Origin of the sequence: Luteibacter sp. OK325 (assembly GCF_003050935.1) — a bacterium.
Classification (GTDB): domain Bacteria; phylum Pseudomonadota; class Gammaproteobacteria; order Xanthomonadales; family Rhodanobacteraceae; genus Luteibacter.
On sequence record NZ_QAOX01000002.1, the window covers coordinates 166,105 to 181,325 of the forward strand.

15 protein-coding genes are annotated in these 15,221 nt (G+C 63.1%); 8 read left to right on the forward strand and 7 right to left on the reverse strand.

The genetic code is table 11. The features are described from left to right. Positions 1–216: 216 nt before the first annotated feature. Positions 217–1,446: a hypothetical protein gene (locus tag C8J98_RS04610; RefSeq protein WP_107911391.1), complete on the reverse strand. Its 1,230-nt coding sequence runs from the start codon at positions 1,444–1,446 to the stop codon at positions 217–219. A 125-nt stretch (positions 1,447–1,571) separates the two neighbouring features. After that, entirely contained in the window at positions 1,572–2,774 is a 1,203-nt protein-coding gene (locus C8J98_RS04615; protein ID WP_199229814.1) for a glycoside hydrolase family 27 protein, read from the reverse strand. 59 nt (positions 2,775–2,833) lie between these two features. On the opposite strand from C8J98_RS04615, the gene C8J98_RS04620 reads away from it, so the two are divergent. The 3 genes from C8J98_RS04620 to C8J98_RS04630 are packed head-to-tail and all read left to right on the forward strand — an operon-like array spanning position 2,834 to position 4,377. Further along, entirely contained in the window at positions 2,834–3,487 is a 654-nt protein-coding gene (locus tag C8J98_RS04620) for a DsbA family oxidoreductase (protein ID WP_107911395.1), read from the forward strand. Positions 3,488–3,499: 12 nt separating this feature from the next. Then, positions 3,500–3,967 carry a GNAT family N-acetyltransferase gene (locus C8J98_RS04625; protein ID WP_107911397.1) on the forward strand — a complete coding sequence of 156 codons (468 nt, stop codon included), beginning with the start codon at positions 3,500–3,502 and terminating at the stop codon, positions 3,965–3,967. 23 nt (positions 3,968–3,990) lie between these two features. After that, positions 3,991–4,377, forward strand: a complete 387-nt coding sequence (locus C8J98_RS04630) for a VOC family protein (protein ID WP_107911399.1) — start codon at positions 3,991–3,993, stop codon at positions 4,375–4,377. A gap of 15 nt (positions 4,378–4,392) precedes the next feature. Here the strand turns inward: C8J98_RS04630 and C8J98_RS04635 are convergent, their stop codons facing one another. Beyond that, positions 4,393–4,857 (reverse strand): hypothetical protein, encoded by a 465-nt coding sequence (locus C8J98_RS04635; RefSeq protein WP_107911401.1) that lies wholly within the window; start codon positions 4,855–4,857, stop codon positions 4,393–4,395. A 182-nt stretch (positions 4,858–5,039) separates the two neighbouring features. Here C8J98_RS04635 and C8J98_RS04640 point away from each other — a divergent pair, with 182 nt between their 5' ends. Then, positions 5,040–7,295 (forward strand): patatin-like phospholipase family protein, encoded by a 2,256-nt coding sequence (locus tag C8J98_RS04640; RefSeq protein WP_107911403.1) that lies wholly within the window; start codon positions 5,040–5,042, stop codon positions 7,293–7,295. Here C8J98_RS04640 and C8J98_RS04645 read toward each other — a convergent pair. The 3 genes from C8J98_RS04645 to C8J98_RS04655 form a co-directional block, all read right to left on the reverse strand. Continuing rightward, positions 7,292–7,708, reverse strand: a complete 417-nt coding sequence (locus C8J98_RS04645; RefSeq protein WP_158272597.1) for a DUF202 domain-containing protein — start codon at positions 7,706–7,708, stop codon at positions 7,292–7,294. The genes C8J98_RS04640 and C8J98_RS04645 overlap by 4 nt on opposite strands. A gap of 404 nt (positions 7,709–8,112) precedes the next feature. Next, a complete protein-coding gene (locus C8J98_RS22245) occupies positions 8,113–8,643 on the reverse strand; it encodes a hypothetical protein (protein WP_233260112.1) in 531 nt (176 codons plus the stop codon). Positions 8,644–8,692: 49 nt separating this feature from the next. Beyond that, the gene (locus C8J98_RS04655; RefSeq protein WP_158272598.1) at positions 8,693–9,313 is read right to left on the reverse strand and encodes a response regulator; all 621 of its coding nucleotides are present in this window, start codon (positions 9,311–9,313) and stop codon (positions 8,693–8,695) included. Between the two features lie 164 nt (positions 9,314–9,477). On the opposite strand from C8J98_RS04655, the gene C8J98_RS04660 reads away from it, so the two are divergent. Further along, positions 9,478–11,010, forward strand: coding sequence for an arylsulfatase (locus tag C8J98_RS04660; RefSeq protein ID WP_107911410.1), 1,533 nt, complete (start codon positions 9,478–9,480; stop codon positions 11,008–11,010). A gap of 19 nt (positions 11,011–11,029) precedes the next feature. Here C8J98_RS04660 and C8J98_RS04665 read toward each other — a convergent pair whose 3' ends face one another. Next, positions 11,030–11,782 (reverse strand): hypothetical protein, encoded by a 753-nt coding sequence (locus tag C8J98_RS04665; protein ID WP_146171531.1) that lies wholly within the window; start codon positions 11,780–11,782, stop codon positions 11,030–11,032. A 163-nt stretch (positions 11,783–11,945) separates the two neighbouring features. On the opposite strand from C8J98_RS04665, the gene C8J98_RS04670 reads away from it, so the two are divergent. The 3 genes from C8J98_RS04670 (at position 11,946) to C8J98_RS04680 (ending at position 15,207) form a co-directional block, all read left to right on the forward strand. After that, entirely contained in the window at positions 11,946–12,866 is a 921-nt protein-coding gene (locus C8J98_RS04670; RefSeq protein ID WP_107911413.1) for a LysR family transcriptional regulator, read from the forward strand. A gap of 79 nt (positions 12,867–12,945) precedes the next feature. Then, positions 12,946–13,143: a hypothetical protein gene (locus C8J98_RS04675; RefSeq protein ID WP_107911415.1), complete on the forward strand. Its 198-nt coding sequence runs from the start codon at positions 12,946–12,948 to the stop codon at positions 13,141–13,143. 9 nt (positions 13,144–13,152) lie between these two features. Continuing rightward, positions 13,153–15,207, forward strand: coding sequence for a pyridoxamine 5'-phosphate oxidase family protein (locus C8J98_RS04680; RefSeq protein WP_107911417.1), 2,055 nt, complete (start codon positions 13,153–13,155; stop codon positions 15,205–15,207). Positions 15,208–15,221: the final 14 nt, after the last annotated feature.

Sequence of the window (15,221 nt, forward strand, 5' to 3'; positions counted from 1 at the left end):
CGGTATGCCTTAGTCCGATTCTGCCCAGCACCGGTCCTTCGACCGGTGCCGTGAACTCGATGGAGATGCGCAGCAGGTTGGCCGGTACCTCGGGGCCCGACGGTCGAACCACGACAGCCTGTGGTGTCGCCGCCCCGGCAAGCGCTGCGTCCAGCGCGGCGACGAGCATCGCAGCAATGAGCATCGCAGCAACGAGAAACCGTCGCAGGAACATGACTACTGAGTGGCCTTGACGAGATCGGGAAGGCCTTCGTCCTTCAGCAGCGCGTCCTGGCGAGGCTTGATGTTCTCGATCTGGAAGGCGTTACCCTTGAAGCTGAAATCGGGAAAGGCGTATTCGGAGACGTGGTCGGTCAGGCGGAAGGTGAGGTCCTTGCCGATGGACACGAGCTGCAGGGCATCCTGTTCGAGTTCGCGACGCACGACCACGAACGACTTGTCGTCGAGGTTGTCGAGGCGCAGCGTGCCGGACAGCGGCGCCGTCATCAGGTTGACCCCGGTGATCTCACCGAAGGGCACCTGCTTCTCGATGCCCGGCCGCACGCGTGCTGCCTCCAGTTCGGATACCGGAATGACATCCGACACCCGGTTGAAGTTGACCAGCATGAGGAAATCTTCGGTCTTGCCGTGGTCGGTCTTCGAGTAGGAAACCATGTCCGCGGGCGTATTGCCGTAACCGAGTTCGGCGACCGTTTTCCCACGGACATGCGCGCCATCCTTGAGGTCGTCGAGCGGGATGATCACGAGCGGGGTGCAGGTATAGGCGGCCACAAGGTACGGCTTTCCCCCGAGGTTCGCGAAGCTCATGGCGCGAATCGGAGCGCGCGTCTCGATCAGGTTGTGACCGCCGTGGAAAATCTCGACCGACGTCATCGACTGCTGCGCGCCGAAGGGATACTTCACCCGGCGTAGCGTCGACTCGAAGGTCTCATTGGAAAGGCCCGCGATGAACAGCTCCCCGTCGCGCCACTTCATGTCGGTCACGGTGAAGCTGCGTTCCGGCGTCTTTTTCCAGAAGGTCCCCTGGGCGTTCGGGGCGTCGCGGAGTTCGATCGAGGTTGACTTCGCCTCACCGAGATTCACCCGGCGAGCCTTCTGGTCGCTGCCGACGACGAAGAGCGCCGGCGTCTTCTCCGGGCCGTAGCTGGTCGCGATGTAGACCTCGGCGGTACCCGGACGAACCACCATATCCTCCACGGTCACCTTTGCACCGTGCACCTGGTTCGACAGGACGGTCTCGAGGTCGAGGATGTTGAACGTCGTGCCTGCCGGCTTCTGTGCCGCTGGCGGAAGGGTGAGCGCGTAGACCTTCGCTTCCTTCCAATCGGCGACGAAAAGAACGTTCTCCGGACCGGCGGCAAGGCGGGATATCGAATGGATGTCTGCCGCGAAAGCATTGACGGAGAATCCGATGCCGCAAGCGAGTGCGATGGTTTTGATGCGCATGAGCTACCCCTGTGTCACACCGATATGGTATGCACCATCCTAGGCTGGGGATTTCCTGCCTGGTAGCTACGTGGCGCGAATCACGATGGTGACTTCATGGCACCAATGCCCCGTCATGAAGCGGCTCAACCATGGGGTGTGACGCGAACCAGCGTCGTGCCGTGGCGGGGAAGGGTCGTGACGAACGGACTGCGGGTGTCGATGGCTGCATGCTGCCAAAGATCACGAGCCTCCACCGCCTTGCCGAAGCGTGTTCCCAGCTTCGACCAGGGCAGTCGCACCGTCGCCCCTTCGCCCCGGTTGAAGAACCCGACGACGACGGACCCGTCGCTCATATCGCGCACCAGCACCTCCACGTCACCCTGGCGTTCCAGGCGGCGTGCCGGGTACCCGGCCGGATCCTGATCCACGGCGATCACTTCGCGATTGAGCAGGATTTCCCGCGTCGCGGCGACCATCGTGCGCAGGTCGTTGCCGGCCAGCAGTGGCGCCGGGAGCATCGACCACAGGCTCATCTGCGTGCGGTATTCGTCGGTACTCATGGCGCCGTTGCCGATCTCCAGCATGTCGGGATCGGACCAATGCCCGGGCCCCGACCAGGTGCTGAGCTCGAGTTGGCGGAAGCCACGTTGGATCATGGAACCCCAGTCATCGCTGATATCCGGCGTGGTACGCCACAGGTTGGCACCGGTCTGCGGGCCCCAGTGCCAGATGTCGAACTCGCCCGATTGCGAGAGGCTGTACACCACGGGGCGGCCTGCCTTGAGCAGGGCGGCGCCCATCTTGCGGAACAGCATCTCCTGGTTGCGTTGGGTGACCGGGTAGATGTCGCGGGCGCCGCAGTAGTCGTACTTCAGGTAGTCGACACCCCAGGCGGCGAACTGGCGCGCATCCTGCTCCTCGTGCCCGTGACTTCCCGCATAGCCCGCGCAGGTTTTCGCGCCGGGTGACGAGTAGATACCGAGCTTCAGTCCGCGCGAGTGCACGTAGTCCGCGAGGGCCTTCATGTCGCCGAACTTGTCGTTGGTCTGGATCTCGCCGGCGGCGTTCCTGTCGCCTTCCCAGGTGTCGTCGATATTGACGTAGATATAGCCTGCCTCCCGCATGCCATTGGCCACCATGGCATCCGCCATGGCGCGCACGTCCGCTCCGGTGATCCTGCCGGCGAAATGGTTCCAGCTGTTCCAGCCCATCGGTGGTGTGGCGGCCAGGCCGTTGGAAGGCACCGGCGGAACGGCGGGGGGTGCCGTGGGCTCGCTGGCGTTAGCCACCCCCATGGCGGGCACGGCCAGGGAAGCCAGGACGGCGGCGAGAACTCGAGCAGGCATGGACAGTTGCATGAAGTCAGCTTATGGCGCGAAATACTGGATGGTAACCGGAGTGCCCCATGCCCCAGAAAATGAAGATCGACTTCGTATCGGATATCGCGTGCCCCTGGTGCGTCATCGGCCTTGGCGGCCTTGAACGCGCGCTGGAGAACCTGCATGAGGTGATCGAGCCGGAGATTACCTTCCATCCGTTCGAATTGAACCCGAACATGCAAGCCGGTGGCGAAAACACGGTGGAGCATGTCGTCGCCAAGTACCGCATTCCCGCTGACGAAGCGCGGGTGAATCGCGAACGTATCAAGGAGCGCGCGGCGTCGGTCGGTTTCACCATGAATACCTCGGACGCGAGCCGCATCTACAACACCTTCGACGCGCATCGCCTGCTGGCCTGGGCCGCGGGGGAAGGAAAGCAGCACGAGCTGAAGCGCCAGTTGTTCATCGTGAACTTCACCGACCAGACCGACCCGGGCAACCATGACGCGCTCGTCGAGGCGGCCGGAAAGGTGGGCCTGGACCAGGCGGAGGCGCGCGCGGTGCTCGAGTCCGATCGCTACGCCGGGGAAGTCCGTCGGGACGAGGCACTCTGGCAGAGCCGTGGCATTACCGGTGTACCGGCGGTGATCGTCAACGACCGTTACCTGATCTCAGGAGGGCAGCCGCCCGACGAGTTCGAGCGTCAGTTGCGCAAGATCGCCGCCGAGAGCGCGGTATAAACGGAAGCCGCCATGGAAACATCCGCTCAGCTGATCATTCGGCCCGCTACCCCAGATGACTTCCAGAAATGGACGGTTCTCTGGGACGGCTACAACACATTCTACGGGCGGGAAGGTGAGACGGCCTTGCCGGCCGAGATCACGGCCGCGACCTGGCGCCGCTTCTTCGATGGCTACGAGCCGATGTACGCGGTGGTTGCCGAGCAGGCTGGCGAGCTGATCGGACTGGCGCATTTCCTCCTGCACCGAAGCACCACGCAGATCCAGCCGAACTGCTATCTGCAGGACGTCTTCACCGCGGAGCGTGCACGCGGCAAGGGCGTCGCCCGCGGGCTCATCGAAGAGGTCTACACGCGCGCAACGGCGCTTGGCGCAGGGCGCGTGTACTGGCAGACCCATGAGTCGAATACGACCGCCATGTATCTGTACGACAAGATCGCGCAGAAGTCCGGGTTCCTCGTCTATCGAAAGCTGTTGTGACCCCTCACCTCACGGAGGCCCAGATGAAACGAGTTACAGGTATCGGCGGCATTTTCTTCCACGCGCGCGATCCCGTCGCGTTGCGCGCCTGGTACAAGGAACACCTCGGTATCGACGTGCAGTCGTGGGGTGGCGCGGCCTTCCCCTGGACCGATGACGCCGGTGACCCGACGACGGGAACCACGGCCTGGTCGATCGGCACCGCGGGTGGCGACCAATTCGCGCCGAGCACCTCGAGCTTCATGGTCAATTACCGCGTAGCGGATCTGGACGCCTTGCTCCAGGCGCTACGCGACGAGGGCTGCAAGGTGCTGGAAAAGGCGGACTACTCCGAGTACGGCAAGTTCGGCTGGGTGATGGACCCTGAAGGCAACAAGGTGGAGCTCTGGGAGCCGCCTGAAGGGGGATGACATGCCCTGGCGCGGTCAATTGACGGTATATCCGCGCCCCTTCATGCACGCGCCATAGGCCTGGCCGATTGAAGCCTCGTTCTGCGCACTGACGTTGGCTGACGCCTCGTTCTGCGCCGCCTTGGCGTGGCGCGCGCGTACGCCGCCTGCAACCACGCCCGCGGTGGCGCCGACACCGGCGCCCCTGCCGGCGTCACCGTGAGCCACTCCCCCGATCACGGCACCGGCTGCCGCCCCTCTGGCGGCGCCCCCAAGGCGTTGACCCCCACCGACGGCGGGTCCCGTTTGTTGGGCGGGTACGGCCTGTGTCTGTGCGTTGGACCGGGCCCACGATGTGCAGGCGCTCTTGTCAGATGCCTGTTTGTCCTGGCTCTGCCCCTTGGCGGGGTAGGCAGCAGGGAACTGTTGTGCGGAGGCGCCGGTAGCCACAACGGCGATCGCCATGACCAAGGCCCACATCAGTTTTGGGGTAGCGTTCATCTGCAAAGCTCCTGGGTTGTTGCGGGATAACCGACAACCTAGCTTCGCGCCCTGAGCACCCGAGGCATCCGCATTCTTGCGGAGTACTGCCTACGTACTAATACCAGCTTCACGCGTGAACCGGCGGATTACGCTTAGCTCAATTGGGCCGGAGGCAACACCATGCGTGCGGGACTGCCACCATGATCAGGCGCCGCGTGCGCGTGCGCGTGCTCGCGTCGCTCACGACGTTAGCAGCGTTGCTAGCCGTGCCTATGGCGCGGGTCCACGCGGAAGAGGCGACGCTGTCCTGCCGGGCGCGTCCCGTGCAACCGGAGAACCGGCCACGCATCGGCCTCGTGCTGGGCGGCGGCGGTGCCCGCGGCATCGCCCACATCGCGGTATTGCGCAAACTCGAACAACTGCACATTCCCGTGGACTGTGTCGCGGGAACGAGCATGGGCGCGCTGGTGGGAGCGCTCTACGCCTCCGGAAAGTCGGTCGATGAGATCCAGAGCTTTGTCCTGGCGATCGACTGGGATCGCCTCTTCAACGATTCGCTCGACCGCCGTGAACGTTCGTATCGCCGGAAGACCGACGATGCCCTCGTGGTATCGGCGCCCGGCGTCGGCGTCAGCTCCAAGGGACTGGTGATCGCTGGAGGCCTGCTCGCCGGCGAACGCATCCTGCTGTTGTTCGAGAAGACCATCGAGTCGGTTGCAACGATCGAGCACTTCGATGACCTTCCGATTCCGTACCGCGCCGTCGCCGCGGACATCAATACGGGTGAGGCCGTGGTCATCGACCGCGGCGACCTCGCCCTGGCGATGAGGGCGAGCATGTCGATTCCGGGCGTCTTTCCCCCGGTCCGCATCGGTGACCATGTCGTTGTCGACGGCGGCGTAGCACGCAATGTGCCGGTGGATGTGGCGCGCGCCATGGGTGCCGACATCATCATCGCCGTGGATGTGGGCACGCCGCTGGCCACCGTGACGCCGCAGTCGAACGTGCTGGAGATCACCGGCCAGGTGACCGGCCTGCTCACGGTGCGCAATACGCGTGAGCAACTGGCCACGCTGACCTCTCGCGATGTGCTGGTCAGTCCACCGCTGGGCGACCGTGTTGCTACCGCATCCTTCGCCAAGGGACCGGAAGCGCTCGCCATTGGCAAAGAGGGTGCCGATGCGGCCACGGATGCCCTGAGCCGCCTGTCGATCGACGAGGCGGACTACGCGCAGAACGTCGCCACGCGCCATGGCAGGCAGACGCCGGCGCCCGTCGTGCAGTTCGTGCGTCTGGACAATCACAGCCGTTACCGCGACAGCATGATTCTGGCGCGTATCGATATCCCGGTAGGCAAGCCGTTCGACGCGGCGCGTGTCGAGGACCAGCTATACCGCGTCTATGGATTGACCACGCTTTCCCTGGTGACCTACGAGCTGGTCAAAGAAAACGGGCAGGACGGCGTGATCGTCCACGTCAACGAGAAGCTCCAGGGCCCGAATTACCTCGAAGCCGGCTTGAGCACCAGCGGCGATTTCAACGGACGCTTCGACCTCAGCATGCGCCTTGGCATCCTGCGGTCGCCGGTCAACGACAGTGGTGGCGAGGTTCGCGTCCTCGCCTCGCTCGGCGACGAGACGGGCCTGCTGACCGAGTACTACCAGCCGCTGGGCGTGGCAGGCAAATACTTCTTCGCAGGGCGCGCCGACGTTCGCTCCTATCAGATCGATTCGTTCGACTCCCGCGGCGACCGGACCGCCGAATACAATGTGCGACAAGGTGGCGCCGGCTTTGGTTTCGGCCGTGAGTTCGGCAACTATGGCGCGGTGACCGTCGGTTACCGGCGCGATACCGGGACCGTCAAGATCCAGATCGGCGACCCGGCCATTCCGAGGACGCACTTCGAGGGAGGCCAGGTGTACGTCGAAGGAACGCTCGATCGCCTGGATAGCTCGTACTTCCCACGCGACGGTTATCTTGCGCGAACCCGATACACATGGTCGCGCGGCTCCCTGGGCGCCGATACGAAGTTCGACCAGCTCGACTTCGATGCCATCGATGCCTACCAGTTCGGCAAGCACTCGGTGCAAGTGGGGCTTCGCTACCACGTGACGACCAGCGGTGTGGCGCCGCTGCAGAGCATCTATCGGCTGGGCGGATTCTCCCGCCTCGTCGGATTCGAGTCGAACCAGCTTACCGGCCAGGACTACGGCGTGGCCCTGTTGGGATACTCGTATCGTATCGGTCGCGTGCTCAACCAGGACGCGCTTGTGGGAACCACGCTCGAGTACGGCAACGCATGGGTCGATCGGTCACGGATGAGCTGGGGCAACTCCCTTCTGAACGGGAGCATCTATGTCGGTCTGAATTCATGGATCGGACCGATCCTCCTGGGCGTCGGCGCACGGCAGGGTGGCGACTACAACATCTTCCTGGAGGTGGGGCATCGCTTCTAGAACAGGGTGGAAAGCATGCTCAAGGAGACGAAGAGTCCCGCCAACGAAAGCAGTGCCGCGATGATGAAGGAAGGCCTCCACGCGTAACGCATCGCGTGAAGACCGAGCTGTCGCATGGCGCTCACATACTCGCCCAGGCCCATGAGTATCGACAGCGTGCCAGCGCCGCACAGGAACAAACCGACGTTCAATGGACTGAATCGCTGTGCCAGCGGGTGAACATGCGCGGCGTTCGGAGCATTCTGGAAGCCGGTAAGGATCACGTAGAGCGAGAAACCGAAGCTGATCATCGAAATGCCCGTGCGCACCCAGTCCATCAGGACGCGCTCATCACCGGCACGGGTGTCCCTCAACGCGCGGTCATCAAGACCGGGGGTAACAGGGAGAGAGGGGCTCGGATCGTCGCTAGGCACGATTCATTCCATCGTTCGGCACGCCGGAAACGTGATCAGTCATGCTCGCAAAATCGCCGGCGTCCACAAGCGAACTTGTGCGGATCTTTCCCTAGGTAAATGTACATAGACTTTTCGGATGGCCAAATGGCCAGCACCGAATGCGCGGAACTACTGGGGTGTGGGACTGGGGCGCAGATTAGACTTCCACCATGTCCACCCTGCGCAAGCGATCCATCCGGCCGGATAGGGAATGCCGCGAGCAGTCTCTGGAACGCGAACTGGTTCGGCTGCGCGGCCAGCTGGCTCATCTGTCGAGGGTCCAGCTGCTGGGAAGTATTGCCGGGTCCATCGCCCATGAACTGAGCCAGCCTTTGACCGCGATCCTGAGCAATGCCCAGGCGGCGCTTCGCCTGCTCCCGGCATCACAGCGTGGCGGAGGCGAGATCCGTGACTGTCTCGTCGGTATCGTGCAGAGCGATAAACGGGCGAGCGGGGTGCTCGGACGACTTCGCCTCATGCTTCGCGAAAACCAGGCGGCATTCGTTCCTCTCGCGATCAACGACGTGGTCAGGGAATCCGTGGCTATCCTCAGCTGCGTGGTTTCGCGCAAGGGTGTCACGCCAAGAATTTGCCTGGCATCCCATCTTCCCAAGGTTGAAGGCGATCGCGTGGCCCTTCAGCAGGTCATGCTCAACCTTATTCTCAATGCGTGCGATGCGATGGCCGACCAGTGTGCTCCGCACGAGCTGACGATAAGCACGCACGCCACCGTCGATGGTGGCGTCGAAGTTCGGGTGATCGATGCAGGCGTGGGCATCCCCGAGGATGACCTCGAACGAATCTTCCAGCCTTATGTCACCAGTAAGCCGGACGGGACGGGCCTTGGCCTGTCCATCTGCCGATCCATCGTTGCCTCCCATGCGGGCACCCTGTGGGCCGCCAACGGAACGCATGGCGCGACCTTCCATATGCGGCTGCCACCGCCATCGCTCCACACCGCGCTCACGTCGATCGAGCCCCGAAGCGGTCGTACGCGCGCACCAGCTGCGCCACGGAGCGCACCTGCATCTTCGCCATCACGCGTCCACGATGAACCTTGACGGTCTTGATCTGGATATTCATTTCACCGGCAATCTGCTTGTTCAGGCGACCCTCGACCACATGCTCGAGCACCTCCCTCTCGCGAGGTGAGAGACATTCGAGCGATCGCCGGATCTGGTCACGGGCGGCTTTCTCGGCGCGCAAGCGGCGGTCCCGTTCCACGGCACTGCTAATGACCGGCAGCAGCGCTTCTTCGTCGATCGGTTTCTCGAGGAAGTGAAATGCGCCGTGCGTCATGGCATGGATGCCCACCGATACGGTTCCACACCCTGTCAGGAACACCACGGGCATCGTCACGCCGGCGGAGCGGAGTCGCTCATGCACCTCCGCACCACTCATGCCCGGCATACCCATGTCGAGGAGGACGCAGCCAGGCGTGGTATCGGGGATGCGTTCGAGGAAGTCCCGTCCCGTCGGGTAGGTGATTACGCTCCATCCAGCGGACCGGAGAAGGCGCGAGAGGCCATCGCGAACCTCGGGTTCGTCATCGACGATATGGACGGTGCCTTGTGCGACATGCATGGCAAAGCCTCTTTGTAGGGCCCAGTCTGCGCCGCTTCCATGCGAGTCGATACCGTAAATTAGCCGTAGGCAGGATGCACCCGGGTAGGACCAAGGTCCCATGGCACGGGCCAACGGACGAACGCACGCTCACTCCTTATCCATGCCGAGCGAAGGGGAGTGCCATGTCCACACCCAACATCCTTATGATCATGGCCGACGACGTTGGCATCTGGAACCTCAGCGCCTACCACCGGGGCATGATGGGTGGAAACACCCCGAACATCGACCGGATCGCCAGGGAAGGGGCCCTGTTTACCGACTACTACGGCCAGCAGTCATGCACGGCGGGGCGGGCAGCGTTTATCACCGGCCAGACACCGTTTCGCACGGGCTTGTTGAAGGTGGGCATGCCGGCGGCCAAACAAGGCCTGCAGGACACGGACCCGACCATCGCCGAACTGCTCAAGCCACTCGGCTACGCCACGGCGCAGATCGGCAAGAATCATCTCGGTGACCGTAACGAATACCTGCCCACGCTGCACGGCTTCGACGAGTTCTCCGGCATCCTCTATCACCTGAACGCCATGGAAGAACCGTACGACAGCGAGTACCCGAAGGATCCGACGTTCCATGCCATGTTCGGGCCGCGCAACATCATCCACACCAAGGCGACGACGACCGACGACGCAACCGAAGATGCCCGGTGGGGACGCATGGGCTGCCAGACGATCGCCGATGGCGGCCCCTTGCCGCCCCACCCGGGCATGGATCCCGCCGCGAAGTTCAGCATGGAAGATATCGACGCGGAACTGGTGAGGTTGTCGCTCGATTTCATCGACCGATCCGTCGCGGCAGACAAACCCTTCTTCCTCTGGCACAACTCCACGCGCTGCCATGTCTGGACGCACCTGGACAAACAATGGCAGGGAAAGAGCGGGTTTGGCCTGTTCGCCGACGCCATGATGGAGCTGGACTGGATCGTCGGGCAGCTGCTCGGCAAGCTCGACGCTCTTGGCATCGCGGAGAATACGATCGTACTGTTTACCAGCGACAACGGCGCCGAGATCTTCAGCTGGCCCGACGGCGGCAACCATCCGTTCCGCGGCGAGAAGGGCACGGTGTACGAAGGTGGATTCCGCGTGCCCATGCTCGCGAAGTGGCCCGGTGTGATCGCCCCGGGCACGATCGTCAACGAGATCATGGCAGCTGAAGACTGGATGCCAACCCTGATGGCGGCGGTCGGCGTGCCCGATGTGAAGGAGAAGCTCCTTACCGGTTACCAGGCGGGTGCGAAGACATTCCGCAACCATCTCGACGGTTACAACTTCAAGCCGTTCTTCACGGGTGAAGCGAAGGAGGGCCCGCGAAACGAGTTCTTCTACTTCAGCGACAACGCCGACCTCATGGCCGTGAGATACCGCGCGTGGAAGGTGACCTTCAAGACTATCGAAGGCAACCTGTTCACGGGCAAGGAAGACTCGACGAACGTGCCCCTGGTGACGAACCTGCGCGCGGACCCGTGGGAACGCTATCAGAGCGAAAGCATGCTGTACGGCAAGTGGTGGGGCGAGAAGCTCTGGTCGATGATGCCCGCGGTCGGCATCGTCGGGAAGTTCCTCGCTACGTTCCAGGCGTTTCCGCCGAGCCAGGTTTCCGGCTCGTTGAGCGTGGAGAAGGCACTGGCCGCGTTGTCGGAAGGTGCCAAGAAGAATTGAAGCGATCGGGGCGCTGCCCTCAGAACATAAAGGCGTAAGCCACCTCGGGACCGTACATCTTGAGCTTCAGGTTGCGCCCCTGATCGTCGAACTTCGTCACCATGTACCGGTAGCCAAAGAGCCAGGCGCCGTGATGGGTTCGATAGCTGCCGAGGATCGACGCGTTGTAGTTCGTATCGGTGTCGCCAAAGCCGCCATCACCGCGCAGCGTGAGTGCCCATGCGGGGGTGAACCGGAAGGTGTAACGAGCGCCGATCATGAAGTCGGTAAGGTTCTTGCTGACATCGACCCGCCCGCGACGCCTTTCCGGATCGGTCGGATCGAAGCGGAACTTGAACGAGGCGTCGAAATAGCGAATGCCGGCGAACCCCTCGAAGCCCTCGAAGCGAACGTCGCCCGGGCTCCACAGGGCCGCCGCTTCGCCGATGCTGGTCTTCAGCGACGAGTGCGTCGAGAAGCGGTCGCGCGAGTGATGATCTTTCAGGGAAAGATAGAGGATATCGGCGAAGCCGCCGAAGTCGTCGCCCTGGGCCTCACCGCGGAGCTCCGCAGCGGCACTCACCTTGCTCAGGATGTCCGGAAAGCTGACCGTGTTGCTCTGCTCGATCGGACTGAGCCTGAGGTTGAGGTCGCTCCTGATCGAAGGAGCCCATAAGTAGGGCTCGATAACCCAGCTGAGCTTGCCCGCATCGTCCGCCATCGCCTTGAACGAGGGCAGGGCCGTGACGGCGAGGGATGCCATGGCGCACAGGATGCGTCGAGACCGTTTCATGAATCGGACCCTCCGGGCCAAAGCGTGCCCATGCCAACTTAGCGCCGCGTCCCCGCGTTTCGACATGGGACCTTGATCCCATAGCAGCCAGAACGTGAGGGAATCCCGTGGGTTATGATGGGAACCTCGTAACATCCTATCGATTCCCAGAAGGCGACAGACCGTGGACCGATTCCGGGCGATGGAGATCTTCCTGGCCGTGCTCGACGAGCAGGGCTTTGCCCCGGCAGCCAGGAAACTCAGGGTGTCGCCGCCGGTGGTCACCCGCGCGGTCACCGAGCTGGAAGAGGCCCTGGGCGTTCGCCTGCTCAACCGGTCCACCCGTGTGGTCCGGGTCACGGAGATAGGCGCGCGATACGCCACGGATTGCCGCCGCATCCTTGCCGATATCGCCGAGTCGGAGCGAGGTGCCACCGGATTGCACGCGACGATACGAGGAACTCTCGTGGTCACCGCATCGACGTTGTTCGGCCGTATGCGGGTCATCCCCATCGTTACCGAATTCCTCAGGCGTTATCCCCAGATCGACGTTGAATGCCGGTTCCTGGATCGGGTGGTCAACATGATCGACGAAGGGGTCGACGTCGCCGTGCGTATCGGTCCATTGGAAGATTCGAACTATCACGCCGTGCCTGTCGGCCAGTTGCGTCGAGTGGTCTGTGCGTCGCCCGGCTATCTGGCGGCCCACGGTGCGCCCACGACGGTCGCCGAACTGGCCGACCACGTCATCATCATGGCGACCGGCATGACGCCTTCGTACGAGTGGCGGTTCTCCAGCGATGGCAAGAAAGCTGTGGTCCGGGTTCACCCGCGCCTGACGGTCTCCACCAACGATGCGGCGATCGACGCTGCGCTGGATGGGTTCGGGGTGACGCGAGTGGCTTCCTACATGGTGGCCGAGCACATCGCTTCCGGCCGGCTGGTCGAGGTTCTTCGGGACCAGGAAACCTCGCTGTTGCCGATCCACGTGATTTATCACGAAGGGCGCAACGCGGCGCAGAAGATCCGCGCCTTTGTCGACTTCGCCAGTCATGCCCTGCGAGAAGATCCTTCGATTGTTTCACTTGGTGGAAGGATGGATTAGCGGCGCTGGCTATTCCGCTTCGAGAGCTGAAACCCATACTGGACAGGGTCCTCTCCGTATAAGCATTCCAGGCCAGCGCATGAAACTCTACTACCACAACCTCTCCGGGCACTCGCACCGCGTGCGCCTCTTCCTGTCCCTGCTGGGCGTCGATTACGAGCCGGTTCTGAATGTCGACCTGGCCGGCTATCCGAACGTGCTGCTGTGGTTGCACCGCATGGAAGCGCAGCCGGGCTTCCTTGCTTTCGATAAGACCCCGGTCGGTCTGGCCGCGTGATCCGTTGTCATGGAAACGCTCATCTCCCCCATCGCGCCCTCGCCGTGGCATGAGGGTGAACTAAGCCTTCAAGCCAGCGTCGGCGCCGTGGAACGCATGAAGGTCCCGGGTCAACGCCAGATGGCCCGGGACTATATGCCCGACCAGCACCGCGAGTTCTACGCCCAGCTGCCGTTCGTGGTGCTGGGTGCGGTGGACCCGGCAGGCGACGCCTGGGCCACGCTACGTGCGGGGCGTCCGGGCTTCATGCACTCACCGGTCCCGCGCATGTTGCGAGTGGCCCTGCCGAGGGACCCGAATGACCCCGCCGACGCCGGCATGGAGGACGGCGACGGCATCGGCATGCTCGGGATCGAGCTGCACACCAGGCGACGCAATCGCCTCAACGGCAACGTCCATCGAAATGGTGAGGATGGCTTCGATATCGTTCCGACGCAGAGCTACGGTAACTGTCCGCAGTACATCCAGCTGCGCGACTATCGATTCGACGATACCGGTCCGGGCCCCGTTACCGAAACACGCGACCTTGACGAGCGTGCAAGGCAGATGATCTCGGCTTCCGACTCGTTCTATGTGGCGTCCTACGTGGTGCGTGATGGTGTACGGCAGGTTGATGTGTCGCACCGTGGTGGAAAGCCGGGCTTTGTGCGTGTTGATGAGGATGGCGTTCTCACTATTCCAGATTTTTCGGGAAACCTGTTTTTCAACACGCTGGGCAACTTCCTGCTTAATCCACGCGCAGGATTGATCTTCGTTGATTTTCATAGCGGCTACGTCCTGCAGATGACCGGGCGTAGCGAGGTGGTGCTGGACGCACCGGAAATCGCGGCGTTCCTCGGTGCGGAACGGATATGGCGGTTTCGTCCGCAGCGAATCGTCCATCGCACGCGCGGGCTGCCGCTTCGCTGGTCCGAAAAGGCAGGCGGCGCCTCGCCCAACGTGACCATCACCGGAAGCTGGGAGGATGCGGATGCACGCCTGAAGGCGGCCGCGCTCGCACAACAGTGGCGACCGTTCCGGGTGGACGAGGTCGTGCAGGAGAGTGCGTCGATCCGCTCGTTCTACCTTGCGCCGTCTGATGGTGCCGCGCTTCCCGCGTCCCTGCCGGGTCAGCATCTGCCAGTTCGCCTGCACCTGGATGGGCGCCGCGACCCCGTCCTGCGCATGTACACGCTCTCGAGCGCGCCTGGCGATAGGCGTCTGCGCATCAGCGTCAAGCGAGAAGGGCTTGCCTCTTCCCATCTGCACGACCATGTCCGCGTCGGCGACCTTATCGAAGCGCGCGCACCGGGCGGCGCCTTCACTATCGACGCGGCCGTGCGTCGTCCGGCCGTATTCATTGCGGCGGGTGTCGGCATCACGCCGGCTCTGGCCATGGTCAGGCATATCGTTCGCGAAGGGCTGCGCACTCGCCATCAGCGCCCGATGTGGGTGTTCCATGCGGCGCACAGCAAGGCGGAGCGTGCCTTCGATCATGAATTCGAAGCGCTGGTCCGCGAAGGGAAGGGCGGGCTGCGCCATGTTCGCGTGCTCGGCGATACGAGCGGCGCCGACGAAGGCACGGACTTCGATGTAGCTGGGCGACTCGGTATGGAACTGCTCAAGCAACGACTCCCCTTCGACGACTACGACTTCTTCCTGTGCGGCCCGGCATCGTTCATGCAGCAGATGTATGACGGGTTGACTGCGCTCAATGTCGCCGACGCGCGTATTCACGCCGAAGCGTTCGGGTCTTCGAGCCTGAAGCGCGTGGCAAGCAAGGTCGGCGTCCCGATGGAACTCGCCACCGCCGCGACCTCGTCGGTACCGGTGATGTTCATGCGTTCGGCCAAGGAGGCTCGCTGGTCACCCGGCACCGGCAGCCTGTTGGGCCTTGCCGAACAACGCGGCCTCACACCTGAGTACAGCTGCCGCGGTGGCACCTGTGGCGCCTGCAGCACCAAGGTGATCAGCGGCCAGGTCACGTATCCACAGCCTACCGAACTGATTCCCGCGGCCGGAGAAGCACTTATTTGCTGCGCCGTACCCGCGGAGGGTTCTGCACCCTTGCATCTGGACCTTTGATCCATGGAACGCCA